At 71.3% G+C, this 15,634-nt stretch carries 13 protein-coding genes; 6 read left to right on the forward strand and 7 right to left on the reverse strand.

Annotation, left to right across the window (positions count from 1 at the left end; all coding sequences use genetic code 11):
• Positions 1-14: 14 nt before the first annotated feature.
• A complete protein-coding gene (gene soxR / locus IF67_RS0127905) occupies positions 15-578 on the forward strand; it encodes a redox-sensitive transcriptional activator SoxR (RefSeq protein ID WP_030990244.1) in 564 nt (187 codons plus the stop codon).
• 52 nt (positions 579-630) lie between these two features.
• On the opposite strand, the gene IF67_RS0127910 is transcribed toward soxR, so the two are convergent.
• The 5 genes from IF67_RS0127910 to IF67_RS0127930 all read right to left on the reverse strand — a co-directional run bounded on the left by IF67_RS0127910 (position 631) and on the right by IF67_RS0127930 (position 5,105).
• Positions 631-2,073: an amidase gene (locus IF67_RS0127910; protein ID WP_030990246.1), complete on the reverse strand. Its 1,443-nt coding sequence runs from the start codon at positions 2,071-2,073 to the stop codon at positions 631-633.
• A 92-nt stretch (positions 2,074-2,165) separates the two neighbouring features.
• Complete coding sequence (locus IF67_RS46380; protein WP_420708723.1) at positions 2,166-2,279, reverse strand: MFS transporter small subunit; 114 nt, start codon at positions 2,277-2,279, stop codon at positions 2,166-2,168.
• Positions 2,276-3,655: an OFA family MFS transporter gene (locus IF67_RS0127920; RefSeq protein ID WP_030990249.1), complete on the reverse strand. Its 1,380-nt coding sequence runs from the start codon at positions 3,653-3,655 to the stop codon at positions 2,276-2,278. Before IF67_RS0127920 ends, IF67_RS46380 begins: the two co-directional genes overlap by 4 nt.
• A gap of 22 nt (positions 3,656-3,677) precedes the next feature.
• Positions 3,678-4,406, reverse strand: a complete 729-nt coding sequence (locus tag IF67_RS0127925; RefSeq protein WP_030990250.1) for a 3-keto-5-aminohexanoate cleavage protein — start codon at positions 4,404-4,406, stop codon at positions 3,678-3,680.
• Between the two features lie 84 nt (positions 4,407-4,490).
• Complete coding sequence (locus tag IF67_RS0127930) at positions 4,491-5,105, reverse strand: hypothetical protein (RefSeq protein ID WP_030990252.1); 615 nt, start codon at positions 5,103-5,105, stop codon at positions 4,491-4,493.
• Between the two features lie 254 nt (positions 5,106-5,359).
• On the opposite strand from IF67_RS0127930, the gene IF67_RS0127935 reads away from it, so the two are divergent.
• Both IF67_RS0127935 and IF67_RS0127940 read left to right on the forward strand, forming a co-directional pair.
• Entirely contained in the window at positions 5,360-8,179 is a 2,820-nt protein-coding gene (locus IF67_RS0127935) for a penicillin acylase family protein (protein ID WP_030990254.1), read from the forward strand.
• Between the two features lie 173 nt (positions 8,180-8,352).
• Positions 8,353-9,375, forward strand: a complete 1,023-nt coding sequence (locus IF67_RS0127940; RefSeq protein WP_037839944.1) for a LysR family transcriptional regulator — start codon at positions 8,353-8,355, stop codon at positions 9,373-9,375.
• Positions 9,376-9,396: 21 nt separating this feature from the next.
• On the opposite strand, the gene IF67_RS0127945 is transcribed toward IF67_RS0127940, so the two are convergent.
• Positions 9,397-10,689 (reverse strand): MFS transporter, encoded by a 1,293-nt coding sequence (locus tag IF67_RS0127945; RefSeq protein WP_037839958.1) that lies wholly within the window; start codon positions 10,687-10,689, stop codon positions 9,397-9,399.
• 157 nt (positions 10,690-10,846) lie between these two features.
• Positions 10,847-12,124: an exo-beta-N-acetylmuramidase NamZ domain-containing protein gene (locus IF67_RS0127950; protein WP_030990258.1), complete on the reverse strand. Its 1,278-nt coding sequence runs from the start codon at positions 12,122-12,124 to the stop codon at positions 10,847-10,849.
• A 172-nt stretch (positions 12,125-12,296) separates the two neighbouring features.
• Here IF67_RS0127950 and IF67_RS0127955 point away from each other — a divergent pair, with 172 nt between their 5' ends.
• The 3 genes from IF67_RS0127955 to IF67_RS0127965 all read left to right on the forward strand — a co-directional run bounded on the left by IF67_RS0127955 (position 12,297) and on the right by IF67_RS0127965 (position 15,487).
• Positions 12,297-13,070 carry an SDR family oxidoreductase gene (locus IF67_RS0127955; RefSeq protein WP_030990259.1) on the forward strand — a complete coding sequence of 258 codons (774 nt, stop codon included), beginning with the start codon at positions 12,297-12,299 and terminating at the stop codon, positions 13,068-13,070.
• A gap of 123 nt (positions 13,071-13,193) precedes the next feature.
• Positions 13,194-14,855: a class I adenylate-forming enzyme family protein gene (locus IF67_RS0127960; RefSeq protein ID WP_030990261.1), complete on the forward strand. Its 1,662-nt coding sequence runs from the start codon at positions 13,194-13,196 to the stop codon at positions 14,853-14,855.
• A 26-nt stretch (positions 14,856-14,881) separates the two neighbouring features.
• Positions 14,882-15,487: a TetR/AcrR family transcriptional regulator gene (locus IF67_RS0127965; RefSeq protein ID WP_030990262.1), complete on the forward strand. Its 606-nt coding sequence runs from the start codon at positions 14,882-14,884 to the stop codon at positions 15,485-15,487.
• The last annotated feature ends 147 nt before the right edge of the window (positions 15,488-15,634 follow it).

A 15,634-nucleotide genomic window follows, 5' to 3' on the forward strand; every position in this document is an offset into this window, starting at 1 on the left:
CTTAGGGTTGAACCGTGCCCCAGCTTCCGTACAAGGTTCATGAACTCACCGTCGGCCAGCTCTCCGCGCGCAGCGGTGCCGCGGTCTCCGCGCTGCACTTCTACGAGTCCAAGGGACTGATCAGCAGCACCCGGACGGCGGGCAACCAGCGTCGCTACACCCGTGACGCGCTGCGCCGGGTGGCGTTCGTGCGGGCGGCACAGCGGGTCGGGATCCCGCTCGCGGTGATCCGTGATGCGCTGGCGGAGCTGCCCGACGAGCGCACTCCCAACCGCGCCGACTGGGCCCGGCTCTCCGAGGTCTGGCGCACCGAGCTGGACGAGCGGATCAGCCAACTCGTCGAACTGCGCGACCGGTTGACCGACTGCATCGGCTGCGGCTGCCTCTCGCTGGAGAAGTGCGCGCTGTCCAACCCGTACGACAACCTCGGCGAGCAGGGTCCTGGCGCGCGACGGCTGCGGGTCGACCGGAGGGTCACGGACCCGGAGGGGGCCCAGGAGCGCGCCGGCGGCGACCGGCGGCCGGCGGACCGGCACGGCGAGCAGGACGCGCAGGGGTGCTGCCCGGACGGGTCGTGAGCGCGGGTGCGCCCGCCCCCTGGCGGGGCGGGCGCACGTACTCCGGCGTCCGTCACCACATGGGCGGAGTGCGGCCCGCCCACGGGCGGGCCTGCTCCAGCTGCGCCGACAGCGCGATCAAGGTGGCCTCGTCGCCGTACCGTCCGGCCAGCATCACCCCGATCGGCAGCCCCTCGGCGTTCCACTGGAGCGGGACGCTCACCGCGGGCTGGCCCGTGGCGTTGTAGAGCGCGGTGAACGGCGTGAAGGCGCCGATGGCGGAGAACTCGGCCTGGGGGTCGGCGTCGTTGCGCAGCCCGCCGACCGGGGCCGGAGGCGCGGCCAGCGTCGGCGAGAGGATCACGTCATAGCCGGTGCCCGCCGGCATCAGGCCGTCCGCGATGGACTGGGCGAGAATCCGGAACGCGTACATCGAGCGCGCGAAGTCCGTACCGGAGACCTCGGCGCCGCGGGCGCGCAGATGGCGGGTGAGCGGCATCAGCAGCTCCTCGCCCTCCGGCGGCACGGGGCGGCTCGCGGCCAGCACCGACCAGACGCGGGTGAAGGCGAGCAGGATGCCGTCGTCGGCCGGCAGGGACAACTCCTCGACCTGGTGGCCGAGTCCGGTCAGCAGCGCGGCGGTGTCGGTGGTGGCGGTGCGGCAGTCGGGGTGGACCTCGACACCGGGGACGGGCGCGTCGGTGAGGCAGGCGATCCGCAGCCGTCCGGGGTCGCGGCGGGCATGCGCGGCGAAGGTCTCGCCGGACGGCAGCGACGGCGCCGCGAACGGGTCGCCGGGCATCGCGCCCGCCAGGACGTCCAGCAGGGTGGCCGCGTCCGCGACCGTACGGGCCAGTGGTCCCGAGGTGGCCAGGCCGGAGACGTCGTGCAGCAGCGGGCCGCCGCTGACCCGGCCGCGGCTGGGCTTGATGCCGAACAGCCCGCAGACGGAGGCCGGGATACGGACCGAGCCGCCGCCGTCGCTGGCGTGCGCGACCGGCGCCAGACCGCCGGCCACGGCCGCCGCCGCCCCGCCGCTGGAGCCGCCCGCCGAGCGCTCCAGGTCCCACGGGGTGCGGGCGGGCGGTGCGAGGCCGTTCTCGGTGTAGCAGGGCAGCCCGAATTCGGGGGTGTTGGTCTTGCCGAGCAGGATCGTGCCGCCCGCCCGCAGCTTCTGGACGACATGGTCGTCGACGGTCGGCACATGCTCGGCCAGAGCCTGCGAACCCATCGTGCAGCGCACCCCGGCGACCTGGTTGAGGTCCTTCACCGGGACGGGTATCCCGTGCAGCGGCGGGAGTCCGCGGCCCTCGCGGCGGGCCGCGGTGGCCTCGCTCTCGGCGTCCGAGGCCTGCTTGCGGGCGATCTCGGGGGTACGGGTGAGGAAGGCGCCGAGTGAGTCGTCGAGCCGCTCGATCCGCGTCAGGTAGTGCTCGGTGAGTTCCACGGGGGAGAGCTCACCCGACCGGATTCCCTCGGCCTGTTCGATCGCGGTCAGATCGTGCAGTTCGGCCATGGACGTCCACCCTCTCCTACGGGTGCCCGTACGGCCCTGTGCCGTACGGGCAGGAGGGCCGACGCCGGCCGGGCGCGATGCCCGGGCGGGGGTCAGCCCGTGAACAGTTGTTTCAGTTTGAGGGTCAGCTCGTAAAGGCCGTATATGAACGGGATGCCCACCCAGAGCCAGACGAGGGCGAACAGGAGGGCTCGGCGGGTGGTCACTGCCCGGCTCCCTTCGGGGCGGCGGGCTCGGCCGCCAACTGGTCCGCCTTCTCCGGTGGTTGATGGTGCCGTGGGTGCACGGGGCGGACCAGTTCGTTGGCGACGAAGCCCACGACGAGCAGGCCGATCATGATGAAGAACGAGGTGGTGTAGAGGTCCGGGCCGCTGCGGCCGGCGGACTTCTGCCCGTCGGCGACGGCATTGACGATCAGCGGGCCGAGCACGCCGGCCGTGGACCAGGCCGTCAGCAGCCGCCCGTGGATCGCGCCGACCTGGTAACTGCCGAACAGATCCTTCAAATACGCCGGGATGGTGGCGAATCCGCCGCCGTAGAAGGACAGGATCACCACCGCGCAGGCGATGAACAGCGGCTTGGAGGAGTCGCCGGCCAGCGCGATCAGCAGATACATCAGGGCGCCGGCGCCGAGGTAGAGACGGTAGATGTTCTTGCGGCCCACCAGGTCGGAGGTGGAGGACCAGACGATCCGGCCGAGCATATTGGCCAGGGAGAGCATGCCGACGAATCCGGCCGCCGCCGGGGCGCTCACCGGCGCCGCGGTGTGCGCGAAGAAGTCGGAGATCATCGGGGCGGCCTTCTCCAGGATGCCGATGCCCGCCGTGACATTCATGCAGAGGATGACCCACAGACACCAGAACTGCGGGGTACGCAGCGCGCTGCGGGCCGAGACCTGTGCGGTGGTCACGAGCGGGCGGGCCGTGGAGGTGCCCGCGGGCGGTCCGGCGGGCGGCCGCCAGTCGTCGGCGGGGACCCGCACCAGTACGACCCCGAGGGTCATGAAGACGGCATAGACCAGGCCCATGATCAGGAACGTCCGTGCGATCCCGGAGGCGTCCGCGCCGAGGGAGCCCAGGAGTTGGGTGGACCAGGGGGAGGCGATCAGCGCGCCGCCGCCGAAGCCCATGATGGCGATGCCGGTGGCCATCCCGGGGCGGTCGGGGAACCACTTGATGAGGGTGGAGACCGGGGAGATGTAGCCGATGCCCAGGCCGATGCCGCCGATGACGCCGTAACCGAGCACGACCAGCCAATACTGGCCGGTGGCCGCGCCGAGGGCCGCGACCAGGAAGCCGGCGGAGAAGCAGACCGCGGAGACGCACATCGCCCAGCGCGGGCCGTTGCGTTCGACGAGCGTGCCGCCGAACGCGGCGGACAGGCCCAGCATCACGATGGCGAGCTGGAAGGGGAGCGCGGAGGCCGTCCCGGACAGCTGGAGGGAGGACTCCAGGGGCGGTTTGAACACACTCCAGGCGTAGGCCTGTCCGATGGCGAGATGGATGGACAGGGCGGCGGGCGGGACGAGCCAGCGGCTCCACCCCGGAGGGGCGACGATGCGGGAGCGGGCGAGCGCGATCATGCGGCGGAACGTACCTCCCCGGTCACCCGCCGGGAAGGCCGCTCACCAAAGTCGTTGCAGCGGCCACCAGTTGGGCGTTGCCGGTGGCCGGCCGGCCGTCGGGCAGCAGGAGCGTGTCCTCGATGCCGATCCGGGTGGCCAGGCCCAGTACGCCGGCCAGCCGCAGCACGGGCCAGGCCCCGCCGTCCTCCCCGTGCAGCAGCACCGGGCGGCCGGGCGCGGCGCCGGCCACGGCGGTCAGCAGCTCGCGCGCGGTGGCCGGCGCGGAATCGGCGTCGGTGTCGGTCACTTCGGCCAGCACCCGCAGCACCCGCGGCGCGAGCGGTGAGCGGGCGAACGGCTCCGCGCCGTCCGTGCCCGACCAGATACCGGCCTCGACGCCGATGCCACGCTCCAGCAGGGCGGCGGCGACGGCTTCGGCGCCCGGCTCGTGCCAGTTCACCGAGGCATGGTCGGGCAGCACCGTCCAGGAGCGGATCCGCTCCGCCCGGCGGGCGGGATCCGGCTCGCTCCAGGCGCCGGTCGTCACCCCCACCGGGACCTCCACCACCGCCCGGACGGCCGCCAGGACGGCGGCCACCACGCGCGGCGCAAGGGAGTCCTGGCCGCACGGGGTCTTGGGATGGACATGGACCTCGTCGGCACCGGCCGCCACCGCCTGCCGCGCGGCCTCGGCGAGGGCGGCCGGTGACATCGGCACCGCCGCGGAATCGGCCGCCGTCCGGGCGCCGTTGAGACAGACCTGAAGCATGTCCCGATGATGACAGCAGGGTCTGACAGCTCCCCTGACGCCGGCCGTTCCGGGCGTACCGCGGCGCGCGGCCGCCGTCCGGGGTCAGGCCGCCGCGAACGCCCCCGCCCCGTGCACCCGGCCCGCGGCGGTCAGCACCTCGGGCGTCAGCACGGAGACCGGGGCCAGTACCCCGCACTGCAAGCAGGCCGGTCCGGGTGCCGGGGCGTCGACCGGCTCCGGGAGCCAGGTGAAGCGGGTGCCGCCGCACACGGGGCAGTCATGGCGCGGCCGCCCCGTCTCCATCGCCACGATCATGCGGCGCAGCACCACCGCGAGGCGGGCCGCGGGGTGTCGTTGCGGTGACTCGCACGGCACGATGTCACAGCCGCCCCAGGTCCGCCGGTGCCATTCGTCGATGGCGCCGGGCTGCCGGATGCCGTCGTGCTTCTCCTTCCGGCGCCGGGCGGCGAACTCCTCCTCGTACGCGAGCCAGAGCGCACGGGCCTCTTCCAGCTCGGCCAGCGCGGCTACCAGCCGCTCCGGTTCGGGATCGCGGTCCTGGGTCGCGATACCGGCCCGGGTGCACAGGTGGTGCCAGGTCGCCCGGTGCCCGTACGGGGCGAAGCGTTCAAGGCACTTGCGCAGGGCGGTGCGTCGCTGAGCCGCGACGAGTCGTGGATTGCGGACCTGTTCTGCGAGGGCTCTGAAACCGGCCATTTCATCCCACCTCCGTGGGGAGGATCCGACTGAACGGGGATGGGACGTAGTCGATCACCAACTGGATCCATCGAACTTTCTTGCGGTTTTTTCGGGGGTGATGTTCCGAGTGTCCCGGCGTCGTCGAAAGATTCTCCCCGGAAGAAGGAAAGTTGACTGTTGTTCATCTTCCGGCCGGGGATAACCGCCGGTAACGTCCCGCCCACCCTCCCCCGGGCTCGTAACAAGCAGGGGACCCCCATCGAGGAGCAGGAATGCGACGACGTACCGGAAGGCTCAGGACCGCCGCCGCGGCAGCCCTGTTCGCCCTGGGTGCCACGCTCTTGGCACCGCCCCCCACCGCGGCCGCCGTGCCGAAGGACGCCAACGACTACTGCCAGGGCCAGTGCGCCGACATCCTCCCGCCCGGCGCCACCGGCAATGCCACCCTGATGGAGATCCTCGGCAACAAGCTGTTCGGCACCCACCCCGAGCACTCCACCGACCAACTCGGCCCGTACGGCGCGCTGGCGAGCGGCTACCAGTCGCTGACCGACGACACCCTCAACCGGTTCTTCAACGACGCCTCCTTCGGCGTCCCCCAGGACCAGGTCGGCAAGGTCAGCACGCCCCGCAACGACGTGACCATCACCCGGGACAAGAAGACCGGAGTGCCGCACATCAAGGGCACGACCCGTTACGGCACCGAGTACGGCGCCGGCTACGCCGCGGGCCAGGACCGGCTGTGGCTGATGGACCTCTTCCGCCACATCGGCCGCGGCGAACTGACCTCCTTCGCCGGCGGTGCGCTCGCCAACCAGGGCCTGGAGCAGCAGTTCTGGCCGCAGGCGCCGTACACCGAAGCCGATCTCCAGGCCCAGGTCGACAGCATCCGCGACTCCAACGGCGAGCGCGGCAAACTGGCCATGGAAGACGCCCAGGCCTATGTCGACGGCATCAACGCCTACCGCGAACAGTCCAAGAACGGCCGCTACTTCCCCGGTGAGTACGTCCTCACCGGCCATGTCGACGCGATCACCAACGCCGGTGAGATCCAGCCCTTCAAGCTCACCGACCTGATAGCCCTGGCCTCCGTCGTCGGCGGTCTCTTCGGCAACGGCGGGGGCGGCGAGGTCCCCTCGGCCCTCGCGCTGCTCTCCGCCCAGCAGAAGTACGGCGTCGAGAAGGGCACCGAGGTCTGGGAGTCCTTCCGGGAGCGCAACGACCCCGAGGCCGCCAAGACGCTGCACGACGGCAGCAGCTTCCCGTACGCGGTCAAGCCGGCCAGGGCGAAGGGCACGGCGCTGCCCGACCGCGGCTCGGTCACGTCCGAGCCGCTGGTCTTCGACCGCACCGGCGCGGCCACCGTCAAGAGCGGGACGCCGCCGAGGGACCCGGTCAAGGCGCCCAAGAAGTACAAGAAGCTGGAAGGCCTCTTCAAGGACGGGGTGCTGCCCAAGGGCAGCCTCGACCCCACCCAGCACCGCGGGATGTCCAACGCCCTGCTGGTCTCCGGCAAGCACACCGCGAGCGGCCACCCCGTCGCCGTCTTCGGCCCGCAGACCGGCTACTTCGCGCCCCAGCTGCTGATGCTCCAGGAGATCCAGGGACCCGGCATCAGTGCCCGCGGCGCCTCCTTCGCGGGCGTCGGGATGTACGTCCAGCTCGGCCGCGGCCAGGACTACGCCTGGAGCGCCACCTCCGCCGGCCAGGACATCACCGACACCTACGCCGTCGAGCTGTGCAACGCGGACGGCTCCGCGCCCACCAAGGACTCCACCTCCTACCGTTACCGCGGCACCTGCGTCCCCATGGAGAAGCTGGAGCGCACCAACTCCTGGAAGCCCACCGTCGCCGACCCGACGGCGGCCGGCTCCTACCGGATGCAGGTCTTCCGGACGAAGTACGGGACCGTCACCCATCGCGCCACCGTGGACGGCAAGCCCGTCGCCTACACCGCGCAGCGCTCCACCTACCGCCACGAGGCCGACTCGATCATCGGCTTCCAGATGTTCAACGACCCGTCCTACGTACGTGACGCCAAGACGTTCCAGCAGGCCGCCGAGCACATCGGCTACGCCTTCAACTGGTTCTACGCCGACTCCCGTGACATCGCGTACTACAACAGCGGCCTCAACCCGGTCCGCAACCCCGATGTCGATCCGTCCCTGCCCGTCAAGGCGGAGGACGCCTACGAGTGGAAGGGCTACGACCCGGCCACCAACACCACCGACTACACCCCGCCCGCCCAGCATCCACAGTCCGTCGGCCAGGACTACTACATCTCGTGGAACAACAAGCAGGCCGAGGACTACGACTCGGCAGGCTTCGGCAACGGTTCGGTGCACCGCGGCAATCTCCTGGACGACCGGGTGCGGGCCCTGACCAAGGACGGCGGGGTGACCCGGGCGTCGCTGACCCGCGCCATGTCCGAGGCCGCCGTTACCGACCTGCGCGGCGAGGACGTCCTGCCCGAACTCCTGCGGGTCCTCACCAGCAAGCCCGTCACCGACCCCAAGCTGAAGACCGCGGTCCAGCAGCTGGAGGCCTGGCGCAAGGACGGCGCCCAGCGCAAGGAGACCGCGGCGGGCTCGCACACCTACACCCATCCCGATGCGGTACGTCTCATGGACGCCTGGTGGCCGCTGATGGCCGAGGCCGTCTTCAAGCCGGGCCTCGGCGGCGACCTCTACGACGCACTGCGTGCCAACCTCGCCATCGACGAATCACCGTCGGCCGGCCACGGGCCGACCGGGGGGCACGCCGGATCGGCGTTCCAGTACGGCTGGTGGAGCTACGCGGACAAGGATCTGCGTGCTGTGCTCGGCGACAAGGTGGCGGGCCCGCTCGCGCAGCCGTACTGCGGCAACGGTGACCTGTCCGCCTGCCGTGAGACCCTGCTGGCCACGCTCCAGCAGGCGAGCGGGAAGACCGCCGAGCAGGTCTACCCCGGCGACGACAGCTGCAAGGCCGGCGACCAGTGGTGCGCGGACGCGATCATCCACCGCGCGGTGGGCGGCCTGACCCACGACACCATCAGCTGGCAGAACCGGCCGACCTATCAGCAGGTCGTGGAGTTCCCCGCACACCGGTAGACGGCAGGCGGCATACGAAGGCCCCGGGGCGGTGACCCCGGGGCCTTCGTGCGTGCACGCCGGGTGCCCCGTCGCTTCAACTCCCGTGCCGGGTGCCCCGGCTGCCCTCGGGGCGGGATTCCTCTGCGGGTATGCTGAAGGGTTCTGAACTCCAGGGGATGGGAAAGCGAGGCATGGCCTTGTTCGGTCCGCAGCAGTATCCGACGGAGCTGCTGGATACCACCATGGACCAGTTGCGCACGCTGATCGTCGTTCACGAGGCGGGTACCGCGCTGGGCGCCGCGCGCCGGCTGGGCCGCGAACAGTCCAGTGTGCAAAAGCAGCTGGACACCATGAACCGCACCTTCTTCGCGCTGTGCGGCGAGGAACTGGTCCTCAAGCAGGGGCGGGGGAGGGACGCCCTGTTCACCGCGACCGGCGAGGCACTGGTCGATCTGGCCCGGCGCACGCTGGGGGAGTGGTCGGACGGTGTGCACGACGCCCGCCGCCGGCTCGGCCGGACCCTGTCCGTCGGCACCACCCGCTATACGCTCGGCTTCCTGCTGGACGCGGTGGAACGCGTCACCGAGGACTATGAGCGCGACGATGTCGATCTGAAGGTCACCCACGTCCGTACCGGCGACCTCTTCGCCAAACTGCGCTCCAAGGAACTCGATCTGGTCTGCGGCAGCGTCGTCGTCACCGAGGCCGACGAAGCGGAACTGCTGGCTCCGTACGAGGTCATGGAGTGGCGGCGCAGCGGGCTCTCGCTGCTGACGAACCTGCCGCCGGAACGGCTCCCCGGTACCTCCTTCGGCGCCCGTGACCTGCCCCGGCTGCCACTGGTCGTCTCCGCGCGCGGTCTGATCGGCCGCTTCCTGACCTCGTGGTACGGCCCCGAATACCGGCAGAAGCTGTCCATCGCGGCCGAGATCGAGGCCGCGCACTACGGCTTCGAACTGCTGCGGTCGGGAGTGGTCAGCGGGGCGATGCTGGTCACCCGGGGCATCGGGGAGGCGGCCGCGGACGGCCGCCTCCCCGAAGCTGGCGGTTTGCGCACCCTGGAGATCGTCGGGGAGGTGGGCCCCAGGACCGAGGTGCTGGTCGGCGTCTTCACCCGCCGCGGCGAGCGGGACTCCTACGCCCCCGGCCACCCGCTCAACCTCCTGTGGGACGCACTGTCCGGGGAGAGCGGGAGATGGTGGCTGAGCTCATGACTGCGGGGCGGCGCCGGCACCTCAGACCAGTTCCCGCTCCCGGGTCTCCGGCAGCGCCAGTACGCACAGCAGCGAGACGACCGCCATCGCGCTGACGTACCAGCCCACCGACGCCGAGCCGTACGCCGACTGGAGCCGGGTGGCGACCAGCGGAGCGACCGCGCCGCCCAGGACACCGCCCAGGTTGTAGGCGAGCGAGGCGCCCGAGTAGCGCACCGTCGCGCTGAACAGCTCCGGCAGATAGGCGCCCATCGGGCCGTACACCACGCCCATGCAGAACAGCGCGCCACCGATGCCGACGGCGATCAGCACCGGCTGTCCGGTGTCCAGCAGCGGGAAGAGCACCAGCCCCCACACCACGGCAAGGGCGCTCCCGGCAAGGATCAGCTTGCGGCGGCCGGCGCCGTCGGAGCGGGTGGCGGCGAGCCAGGTACCGGCCGCCAGGAAGAGGCAGGCGACGAGGGAGAGCCCCAGCATGGTGTTGCGGGAGATACCGAGGGTCCCGGTGGCGTAGGAGAGGCAGTAGGTCGTCGCGGTGTAGAAGAGGCCATAAGCGACGATCATCCCGCCCGCGCCCAGCAGCAGTTCACGCGGATGCCGGCGCAGCACATCGGCGGTGGGGACCTTGCCGGCCTCCTGGGCGTCCAGCACCTTCGCGAAGACCGGCGTCTCACTGATCTTCAGCCGTACGAACAGCCCGACGCCGACCAGCAGGAACGACAGCAGAAACGGCACCCGCCAGCCCCACGAGCGGAACGCCGCCTCGTCGAGCGCGGACGACAGCAGCCAGAACACCCCGGTCGCCGCGAAGAACCCGACGGACGGACCGAGTTGCGGGAAGGCCGCGTACAGCCCACGGCGCTTGCGCGGCGCATGCTCGACGGCGAGCAGCGCGGCCCCGCCCCACTCCCCGCCCAGGCCGATGCCCTGGAGAAAGCGCAGTGCGATCAGCAGCAGCGGCGCCCAGACACCCCATGTGCCGTAGCCCGGCAGCAGCCCGACACACGCCGTCGAGAGCCCCATCAGCAGCAGCGAGGCGACCAGGACGGACTTACGGCCCACCCGGTCGCCGAAGTGGCCGAAAATCACCGAGCCGAGCGGCCGCGCGGCGAACGCCACCGCATAGGTGGAGAAGGACGCGAGGGTGGCGTTGACCGGGTTGAGTGTCGGGAAGAACGCCTGGTTGAGGACGAGCGCGGCGGCCGTTCCGTAGATGTAGAAGTCGTAGAACTCGATGGCCGTCCCGATGAACGAGGCCACCGCCACCCGGCGCAAACTCTCCCCGCCGGCGGCCTCCTGATCCCCCTTCGACAGAGAGCTTCCTGTGGTCTGTGCTGTTGTCTGCGCTGATGTCGCGTCGCTGCTCACGAGCGCACTTTCCGACTCGGTGCAGCGGGCAGTCAATAGGTGAAATGGCCTGTCTCGGCTCTTGAGACCGGGACAGGCCACGACCGCAACCCGCCCCGCGCTCTCACCGATAACGCAGATACCGCCGCCGTACCGCACGGAAGAGGGTCAGTTTCTCCTGCCAGGCGGCGGTGATCTCGTCCGGGCCTGCGCCCGCGTCGATCATCTTTCGTACGGTGGCGGAGCCGGTCAGCCGGTCGATGCCGTTGTCCGGCCGCCAGGCGAAGCCGCTCCAGACCCGCTTCGCGGTCACCAGGAGGGCGATGCCGGTGCGTACCGGGTCGAACGTCTCGGGGTCGTGGACGTGCAGTTGGACGCCGCCGATCGTCTTGCCCTGGAACTTGGAGAAGGTGGGGGCGAAGTAGGCCTCCCTGAAGTGGACGCCGGGCAGGTCCAGTTCGGTGGCGGCCGCGGCCCAGCGCCGGTCGATGCCGTCCGCGCCCAGCAGTTCGAAGGGGCGGGTGGTGCCGCGCCCCTCGGAGAGGTTGGTGCCCTCGAAGAGGCAGGTGCCGGAGTAGACGAGGGCGGTGTCGGGTGTGGGCATGTTGGGGCTCGGCGGTACCCACGGCAGGCCGGTCGCCCCGAAGAAGTCGCCGCGCCGCCAGCCCGTCATCCGGACGGTCTCCAGCTCCACCGGGCGCCCGGCGGCCTGCGGCACGAACTCGCCGTTGAACAGCAGGGCCAGCTCCGACACCGTCATACCGTGCGCCTGCGCGATCGGCTCCCGGCCGACGAAGGAGGCATACGCCTTGTCGAGCACCGGGCCGGTGGCCGAGCGGCCGGTGACCGGATTGGGCCGGTCCAGGACCAGGAAGCGCTTGCCGGCGAGCACCGCGGCCACCATGCAGTCGTACAGCGTCCAGATGTAGGTGTAGAAGCGCGCGCCCACGTCCTGGATGTCGAAGACGACGGTGTCCACACCGGAGGCGGTGAAGATGCCGGCGAGATCCTTGCCGCTCTTGTTGTACGTGTCGTAGACCGGCAGTCCGGTGGCCGGATCGTCGTAGCGGCCCTCGGAGCCACCGGCCTGTGCGGTGCCGCGGAAGCCGTGCTCGGGGCCGAAGACGGCGGTCAGCCGCACTCTCGCGTCGGCGTGCATCACATCCACGATGTGCCGCAGATCGTGGGTGACGCCGGTGGGATTGGTGACGATGCCGACCTTGTGGCCGTCCAGGAGGCGGTAGCCGTCGGCGGACAGCCGGTCGAAGCCGGTGTGCACCCGCCGCCCGCCGCCGTACGCCGGGTCCGCCGCCCGGGCGGGGCCCGCGCCCGTGGCCAGCGCCGCACCGGCCGCTCCGGTCGCCGCCAGCCGCCCGAGCAGAACGCGTCTCGACAGAGCCATCCGCACACCTCCGTGATCAGGGAATCGAGCGGGTACGTGTCGTGTGCACGCTAACGCGCTCCGGGGCGTGGGGGAACGGACCCGGCCGTACGGCCACGGACTCTTCCGCCGGGACATACCGACCGGTTAGTCTGCCTGTCAGCCGCATCGATGCGACCGAGGGAGACCCAGCGTGGAAGCCGTACGGGACAAGACCGTTGTCGTGACCGGGGCGGGCGGGGGGATCGGCGCCGCGCTGGCCCGCCGGTTCGCCGCCGAGGGCGCCCGGGTCGTGGTCAACGATCTGGACGGGGCCAAGGCGGCGAAGACCGCCGAGGAGATCGGGGCGGTCGCGGTTGCCGGGGACGCCTCCGCCATCGTCCCGGCGGCACGCGAGGCGCTCGGCGGCGGCATCGACATCTTCTGCGCCAACGCCGGAGTCGGTACCGGCGGCGGACCCGAGGCGTCCGAGGAGGACTGGACGCTGGCCTGGGACGTCAACGTCATGGCGCACGTCAGGGCCGCGCGTGAGCTGGTGCCGGAGTGGCTGGAGCGCGGCAGCGGGCGCTTCATCTCCACGGTCTCCGCCGCCGGCCTGCTCACCATGGTCGCCGCCGCCCCCTACAGCGTCACCAAGCACGGCGCCTACGCCTTCGCCGAGTGGCTCTCACTGACCTACCGGCACCGCGGCATCGACGTCCACGCCATCTGCCCCCAGGGCGTCCGCACCGGCATGCTGGCCGCCACCGGGGCCGCCGGGGACCTCGTCCTCACCCCCACGGCCGTCGAGCCCGAGGATGTCGCCGAGGCGCTCTTCGCGGCGATGGCCGAGGGCCGCTTCCTGGTCCTGCCGCACCCGGAGGTCGCGGACTACTACACCGCGCGGGCCGCGGACCCCGACCGCTGGCTCAGCGGGATGAACCACCTCCAGCGGAAGTTGGAGCAGGCCGAGGGCGGCCGCTCCTAGGATGGACCGCGCCCGAGCAGGGCCGGGTGGCGGGCCGGCCGGACCCGGCCCGCCACCCCGCGTCACCCAGGTGTTTCCCCCGCAGGGATGATCAGGCGATCAGGAAGAAAGGGCCGCACCCCGATGACCTCCTACCAGGACATGCCGTGGCTGGCACAGCTCACCGACGCCCAGCGCGCCCCTGTCCAGCCGCCCCCCTCGATGCTGCACGCGTTCCGGGCCGTGGTGGGCCGCGTCCCGGACCGCACGGCGCTCGCGTACTTCGACGGCCGGCTGTCCTACGCCGAGACCGATGCCCTCTCCGACGGCATCGCCGCCCACCTCGTCGAGCGCGGCTTCCGGCGCGGCGACCGGGCCGCGGTCATGCTCCAGAACACCCCGCACTTCGTGCTCGCCCTGCTCGGCGTGTGGAAGGCCGGCGGTGTGGTGGTGCCGGTCAACCCCATGTACAAGTCCGCCGAGATGCGGCACATCCTGGACGACGCCGAGGTCACCGCCGTCATCTGCGCCGACCGCACCTGGGACGGCTTTCTGCGCGCCACGGCCGCCGAGGCGCCGTCCGTGCGGATGGCGCTCACCGCCTGGGAGCGGGATCTCCAGACCCGCGACGACCGGCGGGTGCTGCGCGGTGAGCGGCTCGGTCCGCAGGAGGGCGCCGACGACCTGCTGACCGTCGCCCGTTCCGGCGGCCGGATACGCGTGGCGCCCGACGACCCGGAGCTCACCGCCGACGACCTCGCGCTGATCAGCTACACCTCCGGCACCAGCGGCACCCCCAAGGGCGCCACCAATACCCACGGCAACATCACCTACAACGCCGAACGCCAGCGCACCGGCCTGGGACTGCCCGAGGGCGCCACCTACTTCGCGCTCGCGCCGCTCTTCCACATCACCGGCATGGTCTGCGAACTGGCGGCCTGTGTCGCCAACTCCGGCACCCTCGCGCTCGCCTACCGCTTCGACGCGGGCGTCGTCCTGGACGCCTTCCTGGAGCACCGCCCCGCCTATACGGTCGGCCCCTCCACCGCCTATATGGCGCTGATGGCGCACCCCGAGGTCACGCGTGATCACTTCGCGTCCTTCCGGACCATGTCCTCGGGCGGCGCGCCGCTGCCGCCCGCCCTGGTCGAGAAGTTCCGTACGGACTTCGGCCCGTACCTCCACAACGGCTACGGCCTGACCGAGTGCACCGCCCCCTGCGCCAGCGTCCCGCCCGGAAGGGAAGCACCGGTCGACAAGGTCTCCGGCACGCTCGCCGTGGGTGTCCCCGGCCCCGACACCGTCGTCCGGATCATCGACGAGACGGGCCAGGACCTGCCGTTCGGCGAACAGGGCGAGATAACGGTCCGCGGCCCCCAGGTCGTCCCCGGCTACTGGCGCCGCCCCGACGCCACCGCCGAGGCCATCCCGGACGGCGAGCTGCACACCGGCGACATCGGCTTCATGGACGCGGGCGGCTGGCTGTACGTCGTCGACCGCAAGAAGGACATGATCAACGCCTCCGGCTTCAAGGTCTGGCCGCGCGAGGTCGAGGACGTCCTCTACAGCCACCCGGCGGTGCGCGAGGCGGCGGTCGTCGGGGTGCCCGACGCCTACCGCGGGGAGTCGGTCAAGGCCTATGTCAGCCTGCGCCCCGGCACCGCTCCAGACCCCGCCGAGCTGGCCGCTTACTGCAAGGAACGGCTCGCGGCGTACAAATATCCCCGTGCGGTGGAGATCCTGGCCGAGCTTCCGAAGACCACGAGTGGCAAGATCCTCCGACGGGAGCTGCGCCACCGCGCATGACTAGGCACGAAGGACAGGTGAGGGCGATGGCCGGCACGAAGGACGGCAACGGCAACGGTGGTGCGAAGCCGGTGGCCCAGCGGCTGCTGGCCACCGCCACCAGGCTCTTCGCGGAGCAGGGCTACGACCGCACCTCCGTCCAGGAGATCGTCGATGCGGCGGGCGTCACCAAGGGCGCCCTCTACCACTACTTCGGCTCCAAGGAGGATCTGCTCCACGAGGTCTACGGCCGGGTGCTGCGCCTCCAGCAGGAGCGGCTCGACCACTTCGCCGGCGCCGACGCGCCGGTGCAGGAGCGACTGCGCGACGCCGCCGCCGATGTGGTCGTCACCACCATCGAGAACCTCGACGACACCAAGATCTTCTTCCGCTCGATGCACCACCTCAGTCCGGAGAAGGACAAGCAGGTACGCGCCGAGCGGCGCCGCTACCACGAAAGGTTCCGCGCCCTGGTCCAGGAGGGCCAGCGCACCGGTGTGTTCGCCGCCGACATCCCCGCCGACCTGGTCGTGGACTACCACTTCGGCTCCGTGCACCACCTGGGGACGTGGTACCGCGAGGACGGGCCGCTCAGCCCGCAGCAGGTCGCGGACCATCTCGCGGATCTGCTGCTGCGCGCCCTGCGGCCGTAGGCCCACAGCGGACGCCGGACGCCGGAAACCGGACGCCGGAAACCGGATGCCGGATGCCGGATGCCGGATGCCGGACGCTGCGGGCGGAAGACCTTCCGCCCGCAGCGTCCGGCATCGGTGTCTTCTTGGCCACACATCCCGCGGGGG

It is taken from the genome of Streptomyces sp. NRRL S-1813 (assembly GCF_000719605.1).
In the GTDB taxonomy this organism is placed as follows: domain Bacteria; phylum Actinomycetota; class Actinomycetes; order Streptomycetales; family Streptomycetaceae; genus Streptomyces; species Streptomyces decoyicus.